Genomic DNA, 20,807 nt, shown 5'->3' on the forward strand with positions numbered 1-20,807 from the left:
CAGCGGCCCGCAAGCTCAACCCTGCCACCAACACTCGTCCCCTACACGACGCTCTGCCGATCTCGCGTGCGGCAGCCGGCCGGCGTGATCGCGCTCGACGGCGAACGCGAGCTGGCCTTCGATTCGCAGGACGAAGTGTTCGTCACCCTGAAGGAAAACGCATTCCGCAGCATCGACGTGGCCGCCTGCATGCGACATGCGGCGGCCGCGCAGGTGATGCGCGGCGGCGCGGGCTGACGCCCGCCCGCATCCGGGTTCCGCACCCACGCCAGACCAACCTGAAACAGGAGACAAGCATGGCAACAGACATCGCAGCAGGGCAGGGCCAGCTGCCGCTCGACCAGGCGGCGCTGCTTTCGGTCTATCGCAAGATGCGCACGATCCGCGAGTTCGAGGAGCGGCTGCACGTCGATTTCGGCCGCGGCGACATTCCCGGCTTCGTGCACCTGTACGCCGGCGAGGAGGCGACCGGCGTCGGCATCCTGCATCACTTGGGCGACGGCGACCGCATCGCCAGCACGCACCGCGGGCACGGCCACTGCATCGCGAAGGGCGTCGATCCGGTCGCGATGATGAAGGAGATCTACGGGCGCAAGGGCGGCTCGTGCAACGGCAAGGGCGGCTCGATGCACATCGCCGATCTGTCGAAGGGGATGATGGGCGCCAACGGCATCCTGGGCGCGGGCGCGCCGCTGATCTGCGGCGCGGCGCTGGCGGCGAAGTTCCGCGGCAAGGGCGAAATCGGCATCACGTTCTGCGGCGACGGCGCGTCGAACCAGGGCACCTTCCTCGAAAGCCTGAACCTCGCGGCGGTCTGGAACCTGCCGGTGATCTTCGTGATCGAGAACAACGGCTACGCCGAGGCCACCGCGCGCGAATACGGCACCGCCGTGGACAGCTACGTCGACCGCGCCGCCGGCTTCGGCATTCCGGGCGTGACGGTGGACGGCACCGATTTCTTCGCCGTGCACGAAGCGGCGGGCGAGGTGATCCGGCGCGCGCGCGAAGGCGGCGGCCCGTCGCTGCTCGAATGCAAGACGGTGCGCTTCTACGGCCACTTCGAGGGCGACGCGCAAACCTACCGCGCGCCCGGCGAACTGGACGACATCCGCAACAACAAGGATTGCATCAGGAAATTCGCGCAGGCCGTGACGCGCGCCGAGGTGATCTCGCGCGACGCGCTGGCCGCGATCGACCGCGAGGTGGCCGAGCTGATCGAGCGCTCGGTGGTGGAGGCCAAGGCCGCGCCGCTGCCCGGGCCGGAGGATCTGCTGTCGGACGTCTACGTCCGGTATTGAGCCAGCCGCCGACTCATCGATGCGACCGACGCGAACGACGCGATCAATCAATCAGGAGACAGAAACATGGCCCGCAAATTGAGCATGAAGCTGGCGATCAACGAAGCGATCGACCAGGAAATGACCCGTGACCCGACCGTGATCATGCTGGGCGAGGATATTGTCGGCGGCGCCGGCGGGAACGGCGAGAAGGACGCGTGGGGCGGCGTGCTCGGCGTGACCAAGGGCCTCTACGCCAAGCACGGCGACCGGCTGCTCGACACGCCGTTGTCCGAATCGGCCTACGTGGGCGCGGCGATCGGCGCGGCCGCGTGCGGCATGCGGCCGATCGCCGAGCTGATGTTCATCGACTTCATGGGCGTGTGCTTCGACCAGATCTACAACCAGGCCGCGAAGTTCCGCTACATGTTCGGCGGCAAGGCCGAAACGCCGGTGGTGATCCGCGCGATGGTGGGCGCGGGCTTTCGCGCGGCCGCCCAGCACAGCCAGATGCTCACGCCGCTGTTTACGCACATCCCCGGCCTCAAGGTGGTGTGCCCGTCCACGCCGTACGACACCAAGGGGCTGCTGATCCAGTCGATCCGCGACAACGATCCGGTGATCTTCTGCGAGCACAAGAACCTGTACGGCCTCGAAGGCGAGGTGCCGGAGGCGTCGTACACGATTCCGTTCGGCGAAGCGAACATCGTGCGCGACGGCAAGCACGTGTCGATCGTCACCTACGGGCTGATGGTGCACCGCGCGCTGGAGGCCGCGGCCACGCTCGCCAAGGAGGGCATCGAGGCCGAGATCGTCGACCTGCGCACGCTGTCGCCGCTCGATATCGACACCGTGCTCGAAACCGTCGAGAACACCGGCCGCCTGGTGGTGGTGGACGAGGCCAGCCCGCGCTGCAACATCGCCACCGACATTTCGGCGCAGGTCGCGCAGCACGCGTTCGGCGCGCTGAAGGCCGGCATCGAGATGGTTTGCCCGCCGCATACGCCGGTGCCGTTCTCGCCGACGCTGGAAGACCTGTATATCCCGAGCGCCGCGCAGATCGCCGAGGCGGCGCGCCGCACCATGAATGGAGGACAGCACTGATGGCCGAAATCACCGCAGTCGTGATGCCCAAGTGGGGGCTGGAGATGCGCGAGGGCACGGTGCAGGACTGGCTGGTGCGCGAAGGCGAGCGCATCGAGGTCGGCACGCCGCTGGTCGACGTCGAGACCGACAAGATCTCGAACGCCGTGGAAGCGCCGGACCCGGGGCTGTTGCGCCGCATCGTCGCGCAAAGCGGCGAGACGCTGCCGGTCAAGGCGCTGCTCGGGGTGCTGGCCGAGCAGGCCGTGAGCGATGCCGAGATTGATGCGTTCATCGCCGCCTACCAGGTGCCGGCCGCCGGCGGCGGCGAGGAGGACGCCGGCCCGGCGTTCGAGTTCGCCGAGGTGGACGGCATTCGCGTGCGCTATGCGCGGCGCGGGCCGGAGGCGGGCACGCCGGTGCTGTTCATTCACGGCTTCGGCGGCGATCTGAACAACTGGCTGTTCAACCTCGACGCGGTGGCCGAGCGGCATCCGGCGATCGCGCTCGACCTGCCGGCGCACGGGCAATCCACGGTGAAGCTGGCCGGCACGACGCTCGAGGCGCAGGCCGCGTTCGTCGGGCGCTTCATGGAGGCGATCGGCGTGCCGGCGGCGCATCTGGTCGGCCACTCGATGGGCGGCGGGATCGCCGCGCAATTGGCAGTCACGGCGCCGCGGAAGGTGGCGTCGCTGGCGCTGATCGGCAGCGCGGGTTTCGGCGAGGAAGTCAACGCCGCCTACACCGACGGCTTCGTGAAGGCCGATTCGCGCCGCGACCTGAAGCCGGTGGCCGAGCTGCTGTTCGCCGATACGGCGCTGGTCAGCCGCCAGATGCTCGACGATCTGCTCAAGTACAAGCGCATCGACGGTGTGACCGAAGCGCTCGACGCGCTCGGCAGCCAGTTGTTCGGCGGCGGCCGGCAGCGCGAGCTGCCGGGCCGCGATCTCGGCAGCTTCGGCAAGCCGGTGCTGGCGATCTGGGGCAGCGAGGACCGCGTGATTCCGAGCGGCCACGCGCAGGCAGCACCGAACGGCGCGAAGGTGGCGCTGCTCGACGGCGCGGGGCACATGCCGCAAATGGAAAAGGCCAACGACGTCAATGCGCTGCTGCGCGAGCATCTGAGCCGTTGACGCGTGCGGCGCCGTCGCGCCGCTGCGCCTTGCTGCGCGCGGCGGCGCCCGCACGAACTCATTCGACACACCTGAAGGAATGCGAACGATGAAAGCAGCACGTTTTTACGACCGAGGCGACATCCGCATCGAGGACATCCCGGAACCGGTGGTCGCGCCGGGCACCGTCGGCATCGAGGTGGCGTGGTGCGGGATTTGCGGCACCGATCTGCACGAATTCATGGAAGGGCCGATCTTCATCCCGCCGTGCGGCCATCCGCATCCGATCTCGGGCGAGGCCGCGCCCGTCACGCTCGGCCACGAGTTTTCCGGCGTGGTGTACGCCGTGGGCGAGGGCGTGACCGATCTCGCGATCGGCCAGCACGTGGTGGTGGAGCCGTACATCGTGGCCGACGACGTGCCGACCGGGCCGGGCGACAAGTATCACCTGTCGCCGAACATGAACTTCATCGGGCTCGGCGGGCGCGGCGGCGGCCTGTCCGAGAAGATCGCCGTCAAGCGCCGCTGGGTGCATCCGATCTCCAATGCGATCCCGCTCGATCAGGCCGCGCTGATCGAGCCGCTGTCGGTCGGCCATCATGCGTTCACGCGCAGCGGCGCGAAGGCCGGCGACGTGGCGCTGGTGGGCGGCATGGGCCCGATCGGGTTGCTGCTGTCGGCGATCCTGAAGGCGTCGGGGCTGACCGTCATCGTCACGGAGCTGAGCGCCGCGCGCAAGGCCAAGGCCCGCGAAGCGGGCGTGGCCGATCACATCCTCGATCCGAGCGAAGTGGACGTGGTGGCCGAAGTCATGAAGCTGACGGGCGGCAAGGGCGCGGACGTGGCGTTCGAATGCTCGAGCGTCAACAAGGTGCTCGACACGCTGGTGGCCGCCAGTTCGGCGAGCGGCGTGGTGGTGATCGTGTCGATCTGGAGCCATCCGGCCACGATCAACGTGCACAGCGTGGTCATGAAGGAGCTGGACGTGCGCGGCACGATCGCCTATTGCAACGATCACCAGGCGACGATCCGGCTGGTCGAGGAAGGCAAGATCGATCTCGCGCCGTTCATCACGCAGCGCATCCAGCTGGACGATCTGGTGTCGCAGGGCTTCGACACGCTGATTCACAACAACGAATCGGCCGTGAAGATCGTCGTGCAGCCGAGGCTCAAATGAGCGTGGGCGGGATCGTCGTGCGGGCCGCGCATGGCGTTTGACTGGATCGAACTCGATGCGGACGCAACCGATCCGCTCGCGGCCGAGGCGGCGCTGCTCGCGCTGGCCGAGGCGGGCCGGTGCGTGGCGCATCTGTGGCAGGCGCCGCCGTCGCTGGTGGTGCCACGTAGTTACCGGCGCTTCGATGCGCTGGAGGCCGCGCGCGCCGAGTTCGCGGCGCGCGGCTGCCCGGTGCATCTGCGCCTGTCCGGCGGCGGGCTCGTGCCGCAAGGGCCGGGCATTCTGAACCTGAGCCTCGCCTATCCGGTGCACGGCACGGCGGGCGAGCTGTCCGAGGCGGTGTACCGGCACCTGTGCGGGATTCTGCGCGATGCGCTCGCCGTGCTCGGGCTGCACACGCATTGGCAGGCCGTCGAAGGCGCGTTCTGCGACGGCCGCTTCAACCTCGCCTGGGGCCCGCCCGACGATGCGCGCAAGATCGCCGGCACCGCGCAATACTGGCGCGGCGTGAAATCCGCCGACGATGCGAGCCAGCCCCGGTACGCCGTGCTGGCGCACGCGGTGCTGCTGGTCGATGCCGATCCCGGCGAGATCAACGCGCGTGCCAATGCGTTCGAGGACGCGATCGGCAGCGGCCGCCGCTACGACGCGCGGCGCGTGGTGAGCGTGCGGCAGGCGCTGTCCCGGTCGGACGCGCCGTTGCGCGACGGGCTGATGGACACGGTTGTCGCGGCGTTGCGCGCGCAGGTGCGCTCCGCGCCGTCGCCCGCCGATGAGGACGACTGAGCGAAGCGCGTCAGGCGCTCAGCCACACGTCGGCCAGATTCCCCTCCAGCCCTTGCGCCGATACCGTGTGATCGTGCACGCGCCGGTTCGCGAGCGTCGCCATGCGCGGCGCGACCAGGTTCAGGATCGGCAGATCGCGATAGACGATCTGCTGGAACTGCCGGAACAGCGCGGTGCGCTTCGCGTCGTCGGTTTCCACCGAGGCGGCTTCGAGCAGCGCATCCACCTGCGGATTGCTGTAATGCGGCGCGTTCGAGAACGGCACGCCGGGCCGGAAGTTCTTCGACCAGTACAGCCGCTGCACGCCCACGCTCGGATCGAACAGCGTATTCACGCCGATGCTCGTGAAATCGAACTGCCGATCCGCATACACGCGCTTCAGGAACGTCGGCAGATCCTGCGAGCGCACCGTCACGTCGATGCCGATGCGTGCGAGCGCCGATTTCACGTAGTCCGCCTGCCGCCGGTGGGTGTCGCCGTACGGCAGGTAGTCGTGCGTGAGCGCGAAACGCGCGCCGCCGTTCCTGCGCGGCTGGCCGGCCGCATCGAGCAGTTGCTCGGCGAGCGCGGGATCGAACGCGTAGGGCTTCAGCGTGGCGTCGTGATATGGCGAGGCCGGCGTGATCGGCGTCGGCGAAATATCGGCGTAGCCGTAGGCGATCGTCTTTTGCACCACCGCCGGGTTGATCGCGTGCGCGATCGCCTGGCGCACGCGCAGGTCCTTCAGGATCGGATGATCGAGGTTGAAATCGATCTCGCCCTGCGGCTGCAGGAAGCGGTAGCCGCGCGTCTCCAGCGTCAGTTGCGGCAATTGGATCAGGCGCGGCAGATCCGACAGCGGCACCGGGTTCTCGCCGCCCAGATCCAGCGCGCCGGTTTCGAACGCCGCCGAGCGCGCGGCCGCGTCGGGAATCACCTTGAACACGAGCGCATCGATGTACGGCTTGCCCGCGTCCCAGTAGTCGGGATTGCGTTCGTAGACGATGTTCGCGCCGCGCGTCCACGACTTGAAGCGGAACGGCCCGGTGCCGATCGGCGCGTTGTTGTGCGGGTTGGTCAGCGGGTCGCCCGACGCGTACAGATGCTTCGGCACGATCGGCGATTCGCCGGCCGACAGCGCCTTGATCAGATACGGCGCGGGTTTCGACAGGTCGATCACCGCCGTCAGCGGATCGGGCGTGGACACGCGCACCACGTTCGCGAACGTGCTCTTGCCGCGCGGGTGGATCGATTTCAGCAGCTCGATCGAGAACGCCACGTCGGCCGACGTGAACGGCTGGCCGTCGTGCCATTTGACGTTGCGGCGCAGCGTGAACGTGTACTTGAGCCCGTCCGGCGAGACGTTCCAGGCGGTGGCCAGTTGCGGGCGCGGATGCAGGTCGAAATCGTAGGCGAGCAGCCCCTCGATCACCTTCGAGCTGGCCACGAGCGCCGGGCCGGTGGTCTGGAAGATCGACACCAGCACCGGCGGCTCGGGATTGATCAGCATGTTCAGCGTGCCGCCGCGCTGGCGCTGTGCGGGCTTGCCCTGCGCGAATGCGGGCGCGGCCACGCCGGCCGAGGCGAGCGTCGCGCCCGTGGAAATCAGGAAACTGCGTCGGTTCAAGCGCGTCATCGGATGCCGGTCCTTGTCAAACCACTCTATCGGGGCGCGGCCCGCCGGGCCGGCTCGGCGAGCACGATAGGGTGAAATGCGCGCATCGGGAACCGACGAATTCGTATATCGAAACGTGGCGGGGGAATAACGGCCGGGAGTGGCGGTATGATCGGCGTTCGTTGTCGTCGCCTCCCCACCCACCGTCTTGTCGCCCGATCGATCATGCATGCACCCGCGTCGCTTTCTCCGCTGTCTTCCGCCTCCGCCGTGTGCGATTCGCTTGCGCAGGCGTTTGCCGACGATCCGTTCTATCGCGCGGTGACGGTTGCGTTCGAGGTCGACGCCGTGCGGCGGCGGCAGGTGCTGGCTCGGTATTTCGAGCTGGCGATCGAGGAAGCGCGCGCGGTCGGCGAGGTTCGATCGACAGGCGCGGACGGCGCGGCCGTCTGGGTCACGAACGAAGCCGGCGCGGCCGACGTCGCCCGGCACGGCGCAGCGCGCAACCGCGCGCTCGAAGCGCTGCTCGGGCCGGACGGTTACGGCAACTATGCGCGGATTTGCGAGGCGATGGCGGCGCGCGTGCCGGCCCATCTGGCGAATGCCTGGTATCTGTCGATTCTCGGCGTGCGCGCCGAGGCGCGGGGGCGGGGGCTCGCGCAGGTCATGCTCGAACCGACCCTGGCCCGCGCGGACCGACTCGGCGCGGCGTGCTTTCTCGAGACCTTCAATCCATTGAGCATTCCGTTCTACGAACGGCTCGGATTCGCGCACGAAGCCGAGTGTTTCGAGGCTGTGACGGGGCGGCCCTATTGGATCCTGTCGCGCCGTGCCGTGTAAGCGGCCGGCGAGGGTGGCGGCCTTGCGGCGGTGTAACCCCGGCGGCCGCGAAAGCGCGAAAATTTTGCGTTGACAGCACAAAATTATTTGCGATCCGGCCGGCGAAATCGTTGTGAAATCATGCGATTTGATCGCCTGCGCGCGGCAGCAATCCGGGTGGCGCGGTATTCGCAGGGCCGACTGGAATCCGTCATGGACATTCGATACATTCAGAGCTTCGTCGCCGTGCTGGAATGCGGCTCGCTCGCGGAGGCCGCGCGCCGCCTCGATCTGACGGCCAGCGCCGTGGCCGCGCGTATTCACTCGCTCGAACAGGATCTGGGCACCAGCCTGATCCAGCGCTCCGGGCGCTATGTGAGGGCCACGCCGGAAGGGCAGAAGGTGCTCGACAGCGCGCACGCCGTGTTGCGGTCGGTGCGCGACATGCACGCGCTTGCGCAGGGCGGCGAGGCCGCCATCGGCGAGCTGCGGCTCGGCGTGTTCGTGTCCGCGATGGTCAGCGTACTGCCGGCGGTCCTGCAGCGCGTCTACGGCAAATATCCCGATACGAAGATCTTCGTCGAGCCCGGCGCGTCGATCGAGCTGTGCCGCAAGGTGGCCGCGGGCGAACTCGACGTGGCGATCGTGGTGGAGCCGCAGTTTGCCATTCCGAAAACCTGCGACTGGGTGGAGTTGACGGAGGAACCGCTCGTGGTGGTGGCGCACGACACGATGGCGGGCCGGCAGGCGCACGATCTTCTGGAAACCGAACCGTTCATCCGCTACGACCGCTCGGTGCTCGGCGGCCAGCTCGCCGACAAGTACATCCGCGACGCGAACCTGCACCCGAAACAGCGCCTCGAGATCGATGGCCTGCTGGCGATCGCCACGCTGGTGGATCGCGGGCTCGGCGTGTCGCTGCTGCCCGACTGGCCGGCGATGTGGAAGAGCGGGCTGTCGATCGTGCGCATTCCGCTGCCCGAGCGCACGCCGGTCCGCCATATCGGCCTGATCATCGCGCGGCACACGCCGCGGCTGATGCTGACGCGCCTGCTGGTGGAGGCAGCGCTGGCGGAGTGCCGGCGCTGATCGACGGCGTGCGGGCCATGCGAGGCCCGCGCGCCGTCGGATCCGCTTCATACCGCCGATAGCGCTGCTTCCCCGGACAACACGCGATGCACGTTGTCGAGCATGAGCCGCAGCATGGTGCGGCGGGTTTCCTCGGTGGCCGATCCCGCATGCGGCGTCAGCACGGTGTTGGCCATTTCGCGCAACGGCGAATCGGCCAGCGGCTCCGATTCGAACACGTCGAGCGCCGCGCCGCGGATCGTGCCCGAGGTCAGCGCGGCCGTCAGCGCCGCCTCGTCCACCACGGTGCCGCGCGCCACGTTGACGAGAAACCCTTGCGGCCCGAGGCGTTCGAGCACGGCAGCGCCGATCAGGCGATGCGTGGCCGCGCCGCCGGGGCAGCAGACGATCAGGATGTCCGACTGTTCCGCGAGCGCTTCGGCGTCGGCGTGCCACCGGTACGCCACCGGCTGCGCGGCGCCGCCGCAATAGGCAAGCTCGACGTCGAACGGCGCGAGCCGCGCCGCGATCCCCTTGCCGATTCGCCCGAGCCCGACGATGCCCACGCGCTTGCCGGCCAGCCCGTTGGTCAGCGGATACGGCCCGTCGCGCCACGCGCCGGAGCGCACGTGGCGATCCATCGCCGGAATCTTGCGCAGCAGCGCCAGCAACAGGCCGACGGCGAGTTCGCAGACGGCCGCGTCGAGCACGCCCGGCGTGTTGGTCACGACGATGCCGCGCGCCTTCGCATGCGCCACCGGGATGCCGTCGTGGCCCACGCCCGAGGTGGCGATGATCTTCAGCGCCGGCAGCGCGTCGATCAGTTCGGGCGCGATCCGATAGTTGCTGCGCGTGATGATCGCCTCGATCCGGCCGGCCAGCGCCGGATCGCGCTCCAGCGCGGCCTCCGAGTGGCAGTCGAGCTCGGCGTCGATCGTCGGCGCCAGCGCGTCGGGAAACGCGCCGATTTTCAGTACCTGGCTTCGCGTCACGTCGCCTCCTTATTCTTTCGTACCGGGTTGCTGGAGGCTGGCGCTGCGCAGGAAATCGAAATCGACGCCTTCGTCGGCCTGCGTGACCGTCTGCAGGAACAGCTTGCGGTAGCCGCGCTCGGCGGTGGGGCGCACGACCGGGTTGTCGCGCATGCGCGCGGCCAGTTCCTCGTCGGAGATCAGCAGCGACACTTCGCGGCGCGCGACGCTCAGGCGGATGCGGTCGCCTGAGCGCACCTGCGCGAGCGGGCCGCCGAGCGCCGATTCGGGCGTGACGTGCAGCACGATGGTGCCGAACGCAGTGCCGCTCATGCGGCCGTCGGAAATGCGCACCATGTCCTTCACGCCGGCCCGCGCGAGCTTGCGGGGAATCGGAATATAGCCGGCCTCGGGCATGCCCGGCGCGCCGAGCGGGCCGATGCTCTTCAGCACCAGGACGTCGTCAGCCGTCACGTCCAGCGCCTCGTCGTCGATCCGCGCGACGAGATCCTCGATGCTCTCGAACACCACCGCGCGGCCTTCGTGCTCCATCAGCGTCGGGTCGGCCGCCGATTGCTTGATGATCGCGCCGCCTGGCGCGAGGTTGCCGCGCAGCACCGCCAGCCCGCCCTGCGGATAGATCGGATTCCCGAACGAACGCACGACGTCCTGAGGGAACGGCTTGCCGGCCGCCTCGATCTCCTCGCCGAGCGTGCGGCCGCTGACCGTCATCGCGTCGAGATGGAGCAGCGGCTTCAGTTCGCGCAGCAGCGTCGCGACGCCGCCCGCCTTGTGGAAATCCTCCATGTAGTGCTGGCCGGTGGGCTTCAGGTCGAGCAGCACCGGCGTTTCCTTGCCCATCTTGTCGAGCGCGTCGAGATCGATCTTGTGGCCGAGGCGGCCCGCGATCGCCGCAAGGTGGACGATCGCGTTGGTCGAGCCGCCGATCGCCAGCAGCACGCGCAGCGCGTTTTCGAATGCGTGCGGCGTCAGGATCTTGTCGATCGTCAGGCGCTCGATCGCCATCTTCACCGACAGCGTGCCGGTTTCCTCGGCCACGCGAATCCGGTCGGCCGTGACGGCCGGCGGCGTGGCGCCGCCCGGCACCGTCATGCCGAGCGCCTCGGCGATGCAGGCCATCGTGCTGGCCGTGCCCATCACCGAGCAGGTACCCACGCTGGCGACGAGCTGATTGTTGACGTCGGCCACCTCGTCCTGGTCGATTTCGTTGGCGCGGAATTTTGCCCAGTAGCGGCGGCAATCGGTGCACGCGCCCACGCGCTCGCCGCGATGCGAGCCGGTCAGCATCGCGCCGGTCACGAGCTGGATCGCCGGCATGCCGGCCGACGCGGCGCCCATCAACTGCGCCGGCACCGTTTTGTCGCAGCCGCCGATCAGCACCACCGCATCCATCGGCTGGGCGCGGATCATCTCCTCGGTGTCCATCGACATCAGGTTGCGCAGGTACATCGAGGTCGGCGCGGCGAAGCTCTCGTGGATCGAGATGGTCGGGAAGTCCACGGGCAGCCCGCCGGCCAGCATCACGCCGCGCTTCACGGCCTCGATCAGCTGGGGCATGTTGCCGTGGCACGCATTGAAGCCGCTGCCGGTGTTGACGATGCCGATCACGGGGCGGTCGAGCGCGCGATCGGTGAAGCCCGCGCCCTTGATGAACGCCTTGCGCAGGAACAGCGAGAAGCCCTGGTCGCCATACGAGGTCAGGCCGCGCTTCATGCCGGCTGCCGGGCCGGCGGATTCGGGGGAGTCTTTCTTGTCGGTCATGATGAGGTCGATCCAGAAGAGTGAACGGAGCGCGCGGCCGTCATGCGTGGCGGGCGTCGCGCAGGCCGGGCATGTCGAACCGCGCGGCCTGCAGTTGCGCGATCAGTTGCCGCCCGGCGGCGTCGTCGAGCGCCGTCAGCGGCGGGCGCACCGTGCGCCAGGCCGCGTCGTCGTGCCAGTGCGCGAGCGCGTGCTTCATCGCGGGAATCATCGGCAGCGCCTGGAACAGGCTGCGCACCGTCGATGCCTTGTCCTGCAGCGCCGGGCCGTCCGGTGTATTCCATCGTTCGCAGAGTTGAGCGATGTTGGCCGGGTTGACGTTGGCGGTGGCGCTGATGCAGCCCGCGCCGCCGATCGGCAGCGCCCGGCTCAGCAGCGCCTCGCTGGCGGGGAAGATGTCGAGGCCGTCGCGGCCGAACGCGTCGATCATCGCCTGCGTGTTCGACCAGTCACCCGACGAATCCTTGACGCCCGCGAGCGCGCCCGGATAACGCTTGAACAGCCGCTCGATCAGGTTCAGCGTGATGGGCACGCCCGACAGCGCGGGGATGTGATAGAGATACAGCGCGAGCCGCGCGTCGCCCACGCGCTCGATCACTTCCGAGTAGTAGGCGAACAGGCCCTCGTCGGACACGTTCTTGTAGAAGAACGGCGGCAACATCAGCGCGCCGGCCGCGCCGGCCTGCACCGCGTGGCGCGTCAGTTGCACCGTGTCGGGCAGCGCCGAGGCGCCGGTGCCGGGCATCATCGCCGAGGCGGGCACGCCGGCTTCGAGCAGCGCGTCGGTCAGCGCGATGCGCTCGCCGACGGATAGCGAATTGGCTTCCGAGTTGGTGCCGAAGATCGCCAGGCCGCAGCCGTTGCCGACGAGCCAGCGGCAATGGGCGACGAACGTGTCGACGTTCGGGGCGAGCGTGTCGCGAAACGGCGTGACGACCGGGGCGAGCACGCCGCGCAGGCGTTGGGGGCGGGGAGAAGTCATGAGCAGGCTCCGAGTGTGCGTGAAAGGGCCGCTCCGCATCGCCGGTTCGGCGCGCATGCGGGGCTGACGGGTGTCATCGGTTGACGAGACGCGCGGGCATGAAGGCGAGGATCAGCAATGCAGACAGCGTGAGCGTGCCCGCCACCAGATAGAGGCCGGACGCCAGCGTGTGGGTCTCGGTCTTCAGCCAGCCGATCACGGCCGGGCTGACGAACCCGGCGAGGTTGCCGGTGGAGTTGATCAGCGCGATGCCGGCCGCGGCGCCGGTGCCGCCGAGGAACGACGTCGGCAGGGCCCAGAACATCGGCAGCGCGGAGATCACGCCGACCGCCGCGAGCGTGAGCCCGATCATCGCGGGCAGCAGCTGGTTGCCGCTGAACGCGCACAGGCAGAAGCCGGCGGCGGCGAGCAGCGCGGGCGCGCTGACGTGCCAGCGCCGTTCGCGGGTGCGGTCGGCGTGGCGGCCGACGATCAGCATGGCGAACAATGCCGCGGTGTAGGGGATGATCGTCAGCAGGCCCACCGTGAGCGGATCGTTGATGCCCGAGCTCTTGATGATGGTCGGCTGCCAGAAGCCGATCGCGTAGGAGCCCATGATGATGCCGAACAGGATCAGGCACAGCAGCCAGACCCGGCCCGAGGCGAACACCGCCTTCACCGAGCCGTGGGTGGCGACCGATTTGTCGTTCTGGATCTCGCTCAGGATGTGCGATTTCTCGGCGTCGCCGAGCCAGCGTGCGTCCTGCACGCGGTCGTCGAGGAAGCAATACACCGCCACGCCGAGCACCGCCGCCGGCAGCGCCTCGATGACGAACAGCCATTGCCAGCCGGCATGCCCGGCCACGCCGCCGAATGCATGCATGATGAAACCGGACAGCGGGCCGCCCACGATGCCCGACACGGGGTTGCCGGCCATCAGCACGGCCGTCATCTTGCCGCGCCGGTGCGACGGAAACCAGTAGGTGAGGTACAGGATCATGCCGGGGAAGAAGCCGGCTTCCGCGATGCCGAGCAGGAAGCGCACGGCGTAGAACATGAACGGCGTCGAAACCCACGCGGTCATCAGCGAGAGGATCGCCCACGTCACCATGATGCGGGCGATCCAGCGGCGCGCGCCGAGGCGGTGCAGCAGCAGGTTGCTCGGGACCTCGAAGAAAAAGTAGCCGACGAAGAACAGGCCGGCGCCGAGGCCGTAGACGGCGTCGCTGAAATGCAGATCGTTGAGCATCTGCAGCTTGGCGAAGCCCACGTTGACGCGGTCGAGATAAGCCACCACGTAACAGACGAACAGCAGCGGCATGAATCGCCAGGCGGCCCGGCGGAACGTTGCGTCGGCGCCGGGATCGGCGGCGCCGACCGGCATGGCGGGGTGTGTGGACATTGCGTTGTCTCCTGTGTCTGCCCCGCCGCGGTGTGCGGCGCGGGCATTGTCGTTCACGCCGGCCAGCGCCGCCGGTCATCGGCCCGCGTAGCGCGGGGCGGATGCCGGGTCAGGTCGAGGCCGACTGTGCGACAGAAGTATTGCAATGTCCGCGCGTGACAAGAAGGCTGTAACGCGCTATTCAGAACGAAAAATTATTTGGGTTCGAGGCCGGCGGAAGGGCGTCGCCGGCCGTTTTCACTTCGGCAGCAACCCGCACGCGCGATAGCTGTCGATCAGCGCATCGAACAGCGCGATGTCCGCGCGGCCGCGCGCCACCAACTGCGCGCCGGCGATCGCCGCGAAGATCGCGCGCGCGCGCGCCTTGGCCTCCTTCGGCCCGGCGAGCTTCGCGGCCAGCAAGGTCTTGCGCAGCCATTCGATGTTGACCTCGGAAAACGCCTGCACTTCGCGCTGCACCACCTCGGGCAGATCGTCGTGTTCGGCGCTCATGAAGCTGGCCATGCACATCCGGTTGCCGTTCTCGAGCGACGGGCGGAACGTCACCGACGGATAGCGGCGCAGGCATTCGACGGGATCGTCGGTTTCGGCCGCGAGGTTGTCGAGGATCGCCGCCGCATCTTCCCAGTAGCGCTTCGCCACCGCCGCCGCCAGATCGGCCTTGCTCGGGAAATGGTGATAGAGGCTCGCCGCCTTGATCCCGACATCCTCCGCCAGCAGGCGGACGTTCAATCCGCTGTATCCATGCGCCTGCGCGATCCGCGTGGCCGCCGCCAGGATCCTGTCGCTGGAGTTCTGGCCCGTCTGATCCTTCATCGCTTGCCCCGAAAAAAGTGTTGACGAGCCGAAGTATAACCTTCTAGGATCTCACCTAACAAACGTTAGGTAGCCTCTTGTCCTGACTTTGTCCGCTCCCCATCGACTCATTTGAAAGGCAAGCCATGAAGTCCGAACTGTTCTATCAGGATGCAACCACGCTCGCGGAAATGATCCGCACCAAGGCGGTTTCGCCCGTGGAAGTGGTGCAGGCGCACCTGGATCGCATCGAAGCCGTGGATCCGAAGCTCAACGCGATCGTCACGGTGGCCGACCGCGCGCTCGACGCCGCGCGGCAGGCCGAGGCGGCCGTGATGCGCGGCGACGCGCTGGGCCCGCTGCACGGCGTGCCGTTCACGGCCAAGGATTCGATCGACACGGCCGGCGTGAAGACGCAGCGCGGCTCGCCGATCTTCGCGGGCCGCGTGCCCGACGCGGACGCCACCACCGTCACGCGCCTGAAGCAGGCCGGCGGCATCCTGCTCGCGAAAACGAATCTGCCCGAGTTCTCGTACTGGATCGAAACCGACAACCTGCTGACGGGCCGCACGCGCAATCCGTGGAATCTCGATCGCACGCCGGGCGGTTCCAGCGGCGGGGAATCGGCCGCGATCGCGGCGGGCATGGCGCCGATCGGGCTTGGCAGCGATGTGGCGATCTCGGTGCGCGGCCCGGCGGCGATGACGGGCATCGTCGGCCTCAAGGCCAGCCACGGGCGCATTCCGATGACGGGCCTGTGGCCGCGCGAGCCGCGCCGTTTCTGGCACGTCGGCCCGATGGCGCGCACGGTGCGCGACGTCGCGCTGGCCTACTCGCTGCTGGCCGGCCCCGACGGCGCGGACGGCTTCTCGTCCAGCCCGCTCGCGCTCGACGCCGGCGTGGGCGCGGGCCTCCAGCGCCCGCTGCGGGTGGGCTGGCTCGTCGATCAGGGCTACTTCGGCCCGGTGGACGACGACGTCGCCAGGGCCGTGCAGGCCGCGGCCGAGGCGCTGAAGGCAAGCGGCGCGATCGTCGAGCCGGTCGGCATTCCGGTGCTGGAACAGGTCGATGCCGTCGACGTGCTCTGGAAGCTGCAGGCGATGGAAACCAAGCCGCTGTTCCGCAAGGCGGTGGCCGGCCACGATGACAAGGTCTTCAAGCATGCGCAGGCCGTGTTCGACACGCCCGATACGCCGATCGAGGATTTCGTCGCGGCCGAGCAGCAGATCGAAGCGCTGCGCGACGGCTTTGCCCAATACTTTCAGCAGTACGATGCATTGATCTGCCCGGTGACGCCGGTGGCCGCGCACGGCCACGACGCGGCGGAATTCGTCATCAACGGCCAGCGCGTGTCGTCGCTGCACGTCATGCACGCCACCGCGCCGTTGAACCTGACCGGCTTGCCGGGCCTCTCGATGCGCTTCGGCACGAGCAGCGAGGGCCTGCCGGTCAGCGTGCAACTGGTGGCGCCGTGGCTGGCCGAATCGACGCTGCTGCATCTGGCCGCGCAACTCGAAAGCGTGAGCCCGGTGCGCGGCCTGAATCCGGATCTGTCGAGCCTCTGAGCGCGGTCATGACCGATTCATTCGATCCACTCGATCGCCGCCGCCGCCGGCTGCTGGGCGGCGGCTCGGCCCTGGCCGCGCTGACCCTGCTCGACCTGGCCGGCGCGGCCCCGGCGCAGGCATCGTCTCGCTACGCCTGGCCGCCCGGCCGGGCGGCGGCCGCCAACGCCGCGTTCGGCCCGATCCGCCAGATCGACGCCGGCGGCTTGAACGTCGGCTATGCCGAGGCCGGGCCGGCCGGCGGGCCGGTCGCGATCCTGCTGCACGGCTGGCCGCACGACATCCACAGCTTCGCCGAGGTGGCGCCGATCCTGGCCGCGGCCGGTTACCGCGTGATCGTGCCGTACCTGCGCGGCTACGGCACCACGCGCATCGTTGCCGCCGACGCGCCGCGCAACGGCCAGCAGGCGGTGTTCGCGGCCGACCTGATCGCGCTGATGGACGCGCTGAAGATCGATCGCGCCGTGCTCGCCGGATTCGACTGGGGCGGCCGCGCCGCCAACATCGTGGCCGCGTTGTGGCCCGAGCGTTGCCGCGCGCTGGTGTCGGCCAGCGGCTATCTGATCTCCAGCCAGGCCGCGAGCCGCAAGCCGCTGCCGCCGCAGCTCGAACTGCAGGCCTGGTTCCAGTTCTACTTCGCCACCGAGCGCGGCGCGGCCGGTTACGCGGCCGATCGCAACGGCTTCAACGAGCTGGTGTGGCGGCGCGCGTCGCCGCGCTTCCGGTTCGACGACGCCACGTTCCTGCGCACGGCCCAGGCCTTCGACAACCCCGATCACGTCGCCATCGTGATCCACAACTATCGCTGGCGGTTGGGGTTGGCGCAGGGCGATCCGCAATACGACGCGCTCGAGCAGCGGCTGGCGCGCGCGCCCGCGATCGCCGTGCCCGCCATCACGCTGGAGGGCGACGCGAACGGCGCGCCGCATCAGCCGCCGGCGGCCTATGCGAAGCAGTTCACCGGCAAGTACCGGCATCGCGAGGTTACGGGCGGCATCGGTCACAACCTGCCGCAGGAAGCGCCGCAGGCGTTTGCCGAGGCGGTGTTGGAGGCCGTCGCGTTATAGCCCGGTTTCGTACCTGGGCATCACTCAACTGCCGTCGCTCGCCGACGGCTTCTTCAGAAGGTCGCACCATGTCCGAAGCCTCACCCCGCCGCGCGTTGATCGTCATCGACGTGCAGAACGAATACGTCGACGGCAATTTCCGGATTACTTATCCGCCGGTCGAATCGTCGCTGTCCAACATCGCCGCCGCGATCGATGCCGCCAATGCGAACGGCGTGCCCGTCGTGCTCGTCAGGCATGTCCTGCCCGCCAGCGCGCCGATTTTCGCCGAGGGCAGCGCGGGCGCCGCGCTGCATGCGTCGGTGGCCGAGCGTCCGCACGATCTCGTCGTCGACAAGGTGCTGCCGAGCGTGTTCTCGGCGGCCGGGTTCGAGGATTGGCTGACCGAATACGCCGTCGATACGCTGACCGTGGTCGGCTACATGACGCACAACTGCAACGACGCCACCATGCGCGAGGCGATGCACAAGGGCTATCGCGTGGAGTTCCTGCCCGACGCGGCCGGGTCGCTGCCTTACGAAAACAAGGCCGGCCATGCAAGCGCGGAGGAGATGCACCGCATCGTCACGATCATCATGGAATCGGCCTATGCGGCCACGATGCAGACGCGCGAATGGGTGGAGAACCTGAGGCATCCCCGGCATGTGGCGGGGGACAATATTTACGACTCCAATCGGCGTGCGGTGGGGACGCTGTCATCGGCCGTGCGTCAGTCGAGCGACATCACGTAGCGGGCCACCGCGCGCACGTCGTTCGCGTCGAGCGGCGTGGGGTAGAGCTTCGGCATGATGCCGGACGGTTCACGAATGCGCGACGCCACGCCGTCGAGCGAGAGCCGCGCGCCGATGCCGGCCAGCTTCGGCCCCACGCCGCCCTGGCCTTGCCCGCCGTGGCAGCCGGCGCAATTCGCGGCGTAGATCGACGCGCTGCGGCCGGCGTCCGCATCGGCCGTCGTGCCTGCCGCATGCACGCTCGACGCGCTGTCGTTCAGCAGCGGGATATCGGCCACGGCCGGATTGGCGGGAAGCGACGCGAGGTAGGCGTGAATGCGCGCGATGTCGGCGTTCGAGAGGATCGTCTCGCCGAACGGCGGCATCTGGCCGGTCGGCGCATGCACGTAGGCCTGCATTGCCGCGAGCGGCAGCGGATGCGGCGCGAGCGCCGGTCCGGTGGAGATGCTGCCTTGCCCGACGATGCCGTGGCATTCGTAGCAGCCGTTCTTCATGAACAGCGCGCGGCCGGCTTGCACGTCGGCCCCGGCATCCCCGGCGGCCGGCGAGACGCCGGGCGTCATGCAGGCCAGTGCGAGGGCGAGCGCAGCCGCGGCGCGCAGGTGGGTGCGGGTGAGACGGTTCATCGTGCGAGCCTCGTCAGCGGGGTTGGGTCAGCACGTCGAGCAGCGCGGGCTTGCCGCGCTTCACGACCGCCATGGCGCGCGCCAGCGCCGGGCCGAGCTCGGCCGGGTTCGTGATCGGGCCTTCCGCCCAGACGCCCATGCTTCTCGCCATCGCCGCGTAGTCGATCGGCGGATCCTGCAGCACCGTGCCGATCGTGCCGCGCTCGGGGTGGCGGTTGCGGCGGCTCGACATGCGCTGGATATGCATCGTCTCCTGATGCCACGCGCGGTTGTTGTGCATGACCGACAGGAGCGGCAGGTCGTGATGCGCGGCCGTCCACAGCACGCCGGGCAGCACCATCAGGTCGCCGTCGGTCTGGATGCTGACGGCGATGCGCCCCGCGTCGCGATGCGCGATGGCCGCGCCCACGGCGGCCGGCGCGGCATAGCCCACGCCGTAACCGCCGCCCGCGCCGATGAACTGGTACGTCTTCGTGAAATCCCACAGGCGCTGCGGCCACTGGCTGATCGCGCCGGTCGGCGAGACGAGCGCCCAATCCTCGTGACGGATCGCGTGCCAGACTTCGGCCGACAGGCGCGCGGTGCTGATCGGGGCGGCGTCCCAGCCGCGCGTGGCGGCGTCGCGCGCGTTGGCGCGCATCGTGTCGAAGGCGCGCTGCATGGCGGGCCGGCGCGCGTCGATGGTCTGGCGCCGGGCCGGCGTGAGCGTGGCTTGCACGGCCTGCAGCAGGCCCGGCAGCGAGGCGTGCGCATCGGCGCCGATCGGGAGCGCGGGCGCGGCGAAGCGCTCCGCGTCGCCCATGTTCGACTTGCCGTACAGATAGGCGGTGGAGAGGCTGATGACGTTCGCGGGCGCCGCGCCGGGCTTCGCGCGCGGCTTGGCCGGCCGCTCGATGGTGTCGGGCACGGTGCCCGTGAGCGACCACACGTCGCCCACCTCGAGCGCGAGAATCACGTCGGCCTGCGCGAGCAGGCGCGCCTGCATCGACGAATGATTCAGGTAGTGACTGGTCGGGAAATTCATGCGCGCGAGCAGATCGACGACGGGCGCGTTCAGCGTTTCGGCGAGCCTCACGAGCGTGTCCATCGCGGCCTGGTCGCGCACCGCGCGATCCGCGACGATCACGGGCGAGGCCGCGTTGCACAGCATCGCGGCGGCCCGGGCCAGCGCCTCGGGGCTCGCCACCGGCGGCGACACGACGCGCAGCGGCGGCACGCGCAGATCGTGAGGATGCCCGATCGGTTGCTCCTGCAACTCGGCATCGGCCACGATCAGCACCGGCGCCATCGGCGGCGTGACCGACATCGCCTGCGCGCGCATGAACGATTCGGCGTAATGCTGGAGCGACACCGGGTAATCGTCGTATTTCGTGTAGTCGCGCACCAGCGCGCCGAGATCCTGCGCCGTGTGATACCACTCCACGCCGGGCCGACGCTTGGCCGCATCGGCGATATTGCCGGCCAGCACCATCACCGGCACGCGATCGCACCACGCGTTGTAGATCGCCATCGACGCATGTTGCAGCCCTACCGTGCTGTGCACGAGGCAGGCCATCGGCTTGCCGGCCACCTTCGCATAACCGTGCGCGATGGCGGCCGACGCTTCCTCGTGCGTGCACACGATCAGTTGCGGCTGCGTGTCGCCCGCGTAATTGACGATCGATTCGTGAATGCCGCGAAACGTCGAACCCGGCATCGCCGCCACGTAGTCGATGCCGGCGATCCTGAGCAGATCGACCATGAAATCGGAGCCGGGGTTGCCGATATGCGCGGCGTCGGCGGCGGGCGCTTCATCGAGCGAGGGCAGCCCGGTTTCGGCCGCGACCAGCGCGGCGGAAGGCTTGCCGATCGCCGGGCCGGGCTTTGCGGCGGCGCGTTCCTGCGCGATGCCCACGCCCGGTTTCGCCAGCGCGACGGCCGTGCCGCTGGCCAGCGCTTCCTTCAGAAACGTACGTCGTCCTGCCATTGTCTCCGCTCCTCTTCGGGATGGT

18 protein-coding genes and 1 pseudogene are annotated in these 20,807 nt (G+C 68.8%); 11 read left to right on the top strand and 8 right to left on the bottom strand.

Going from position 1 to position 20,807, the window contains the following annotated elements; all coding sequences use genetic code 11:
- From G3N92_RS13030 to G3N92_RS13055, 6 genes and pseudogenes are all read left to right on the top strand, one after another.
- A pseudogene (locus G3N92_RS13030) lies at positions 1–237 on the top strand (hypothetical protein); the annotation flags it as partial.
- A 59-nt stretch (positions 238–296) separates the two neighbouring features.
- The gene (locus G3N92_RS13035; protein ID WP_206127936.1) at positions 297–1,298 is read left to right on the top strand and encodes a thiamine pyrophosphate-dependent dehydrogenase E1 component subunit alpha; all 1,002 of its coding nucleotides are present in this window, start codon (positions 297–299) and stop codon (positions 1,296–1,298) included.
- A gap of 66 nt (positions 1,299–1,364) precedes the next feature.
- Positions 1,365–2,381, top strand: coding sequence for an alpha-ketoacid dehydrogenase subunit beta (locus G3N92_RS13040; protein WP_206127937.1), 1,017 nt, complete (start codon positions 1,365–1,367; stop codon positions 2,379–2,381).
- Positions 2,381–3,493, top strand: a complete 1,113-nt coding sequence (locus G3N92_RS13045; RefSeq protein WP_206127938.1) for an acetoin dehydrogenase dihydrolipoyllysine-residue acetyltransferase subunit — start codon at positions 2,381–2,383, stop codon at positions 3,491–3,493. The genes G3N92_RS13040 and G3N92_RS13045 overlap by 1 nt, the downstream gene beginning before the upstream one ends.
- An 88-nt stretch (positions 3,494–3,581) precedes the next feature.
- Positions 3,582–4,649, top strand: a complete 1,068-nt coding sequence (locus G3N92_RS13050) for a 2,3-butanediol dehydrogenase (RefSeq protein ID WP_206127939.1) — start codon at positions 3,582–3,584, stop codon at positions 4,647–4,649.
- Between the two features lie 30 nt (positions 4,650–4,679).
- Positions 4,680–5,435 carry a lipoate--protein ligase family protein gene (locus G3N92_RS13055; protein ID WP_206127940.1) on the top strand — a complete coding sequence of 252 codons (756 nt, stop codon included), beginning with the start codon at positions 4,680–4,682 and terminating at the stop codon, positions 5,433–5,435.
- A gap of 10 nt (positions 5,436–5,445) precedes the next feature.
- Here G3N92_RS13055 and G3N92_RS13060 read toward each other — a convergent pair whose 3' ends face one another.
- A complete protein-coding gene (locus G3N92_RS13060) occupies positions 5,446–7,050 on the bottom strand; it encodes an ABC transporter substrate-binding protein (protein ID WP_206127941.1) in 1,605 nt (534 codons plus the stop codon).
- A 204-nt stretch (positions 7,051–7,254) separates the two neighbouring features.
- Here G3N92_RS13060 and G3N92_RS13065 point away from each other — a divergent pair, with 204 nt between their 5' ends.
- Both G3N92_RS13065 and G3N92_RS13070 read left to right on the top strand, forming a co-directional pair.
- Positions 7,255–7,869: a GNAT family N-acetyltransferase gene (locus G3N92_RS13065; RefSeq protein WP_206127942.1), complete on the top strand. Its 615-nt coding sequence runs from the start codon at positions 7,255–7,257 to the stop codon at positions 7,867–7,869.
- Positions 7,870–8,061: 192 nt separating this feature from the next.
- Complete coding sequence (locus G3N92_RS13070; RefSeq protein ID WP_206127943.1) at positions 8,062–8,937, top strand: LysR family transcriptional regulator; 876 nt, start codon at positions 8,062–8,064, stop codon at positions 8,935–8,937.
- A gap of 47 nt (positions 8,938–8,984) precedes the next feature.
- On the opposite strand, the gene G3N92_RS13075 is transcribed toward G3N92_RS13070, so the two are convergent.
- From G3N92_RS13075 to G3N92_RS13095, 5 genes are all read right to left on the bottom strand, one after another.
- Complete coding sequence (locus G3N92_RS13075; RefSeq protein WP_206127944.1) at positions 8,985–9,908, bottom strand: 2-hydroxyacid dehydrogenase; 924 nt, start codon at positions 9,906–9,908, stop codon at positions 8,985–8,987.
- 9 nt (positions 9,909–9,917) lie between these two features.
- Positions 9,918–11,669 (bottom strand): IlvD/Edd family dehydratase, encoded by a 1,752-nt coding sequence (locus G3N92_RS13080; RefSeq protein ID WP_206127945.1) that lies wholly within the window; start codon positions 11,667–11,669, stop codon positions 9,918–9,920.
- Positions 11,670–11,709: 40 nt separating this feature from the next.
- On the bottom strand, positions 11,710–12,651 hold the full coding sequence (locus G3N92_RS13085) for a dihydrodipicolinate synthase family protein (protein ID WP_206127946.1): 942 nt from the start codon (positions 12,649–12,651) through the stop codon (positions 11,710–11,712).
- A 73-nt stretch (positions 12,652–12,724) separates the two neighbouring features.
- On the bottom strand, positions 12,725–14,032 hold the full coding sequence (locus G3N92_RS13090; RefSeq protein ID WP_206127947.1) for an MFS transporter: 1,308 nt from the start codon (positions 14,030–14,032) through the stop codon (positions 12,725–12,727).
- Positions 14,033–14,269: 237 nt separating this feature from the next.
- Positions 14,270–14,848 (bottom strand): TetR/AcrR family transcriptional regulator, encoded by a 579-nt coding sequence (locus G3N92_RS13095; protein WP_206127948.1) that lies wholly within the window; start codon positions 14,846–14,848, stop codon positions 14,270–14,272.
- 125 nt (positions 14,849–14,973) lie between these two features.
- Between G3N92_RS13095 and G3N92_RS13100 the strand changes: the two genes are divergently transcribed.
- The 3 genes from G3N92_RS13100 to G3N92_RS13110 all read left to right on the top strand — a co-directional run bounded on the left by G3N92_RS13100 (position 14,974) and on the right by G3N92_RS13110 (position 18,190).
- On the top strand, positions 14,974–16,392 hold the full coding sequence (locus tag G3N92_RS13100) for an amidase (RefSeq protein ID WP_206127949.1): 1,419 nt from the start codon (positions 14,974–14,976) through the stop codon (positions 16,390–16,392).
- An 8-nt stretch (positions 16,393–16,400) separates the two neighbouring features.
- Positions 16,401–17,459, top strand: a complete 1,059-nt coding sequence (locus G3N92_RS13105) for an alpha/beta hydrolase (protein ID WP_206127950.1) — start codon at positions 16,401–16,403, stop codon at positions 17,457–17,459.
- Positions 17,460–17,527: 68 nt separating this feature from the next.
- Positions 17,528–18,190, top strand: a complete 663-nt coding sequence (locus tag G3N92_RS13110; RefSeq protein WP_206127951.1) for an isochorismatase family protein — start codon at positions 17,528–17,530, stop codon at positions 18,188–18,190.
- On the opposite strand, the gene G3N92_RS13115 is transcribed toward G3N92_RS13110, so the two are convergent.
- Positions 18,169–18,816: a c-type cytochrome gene (locus tag G3N92_RS13115; protein ID WP_206127952.1), complete on the bottom strand. Its 648-nt coding sequence runs from the start codon at positions 18,814–18,816 to the stop codon at positions 18,169–18,171. The two genes, G3N92_RS13110 and G3N92_RS13115, sit on opposite strands and share 22 nt — an antisense overlap.
- A 13-nt stretch (positions 18,817–18,829) precedes the next feature.
- Positions 18,830–20,782, bottom strand: coding sequence for a thiamine pyrophosphate-dependent enzyme (locus G3N92_RS13120; protein ID WP_206127953.1), 1,953 nt, complete (start codon positions 20,780–20,782; stop codon positions 18,830–18,832).
- Positions 20,783–20,807 lie beyond the last annotated feature (25 nt).

This window comes from Burkholderia sp. Ac-20379, from assembly GCF_017104645.1.
Lineage (GTDB): Bacteria > Pseudomonadota > Gammaproteobacteria > Burkholderiales > Burkholderiaceae > Burkholderia.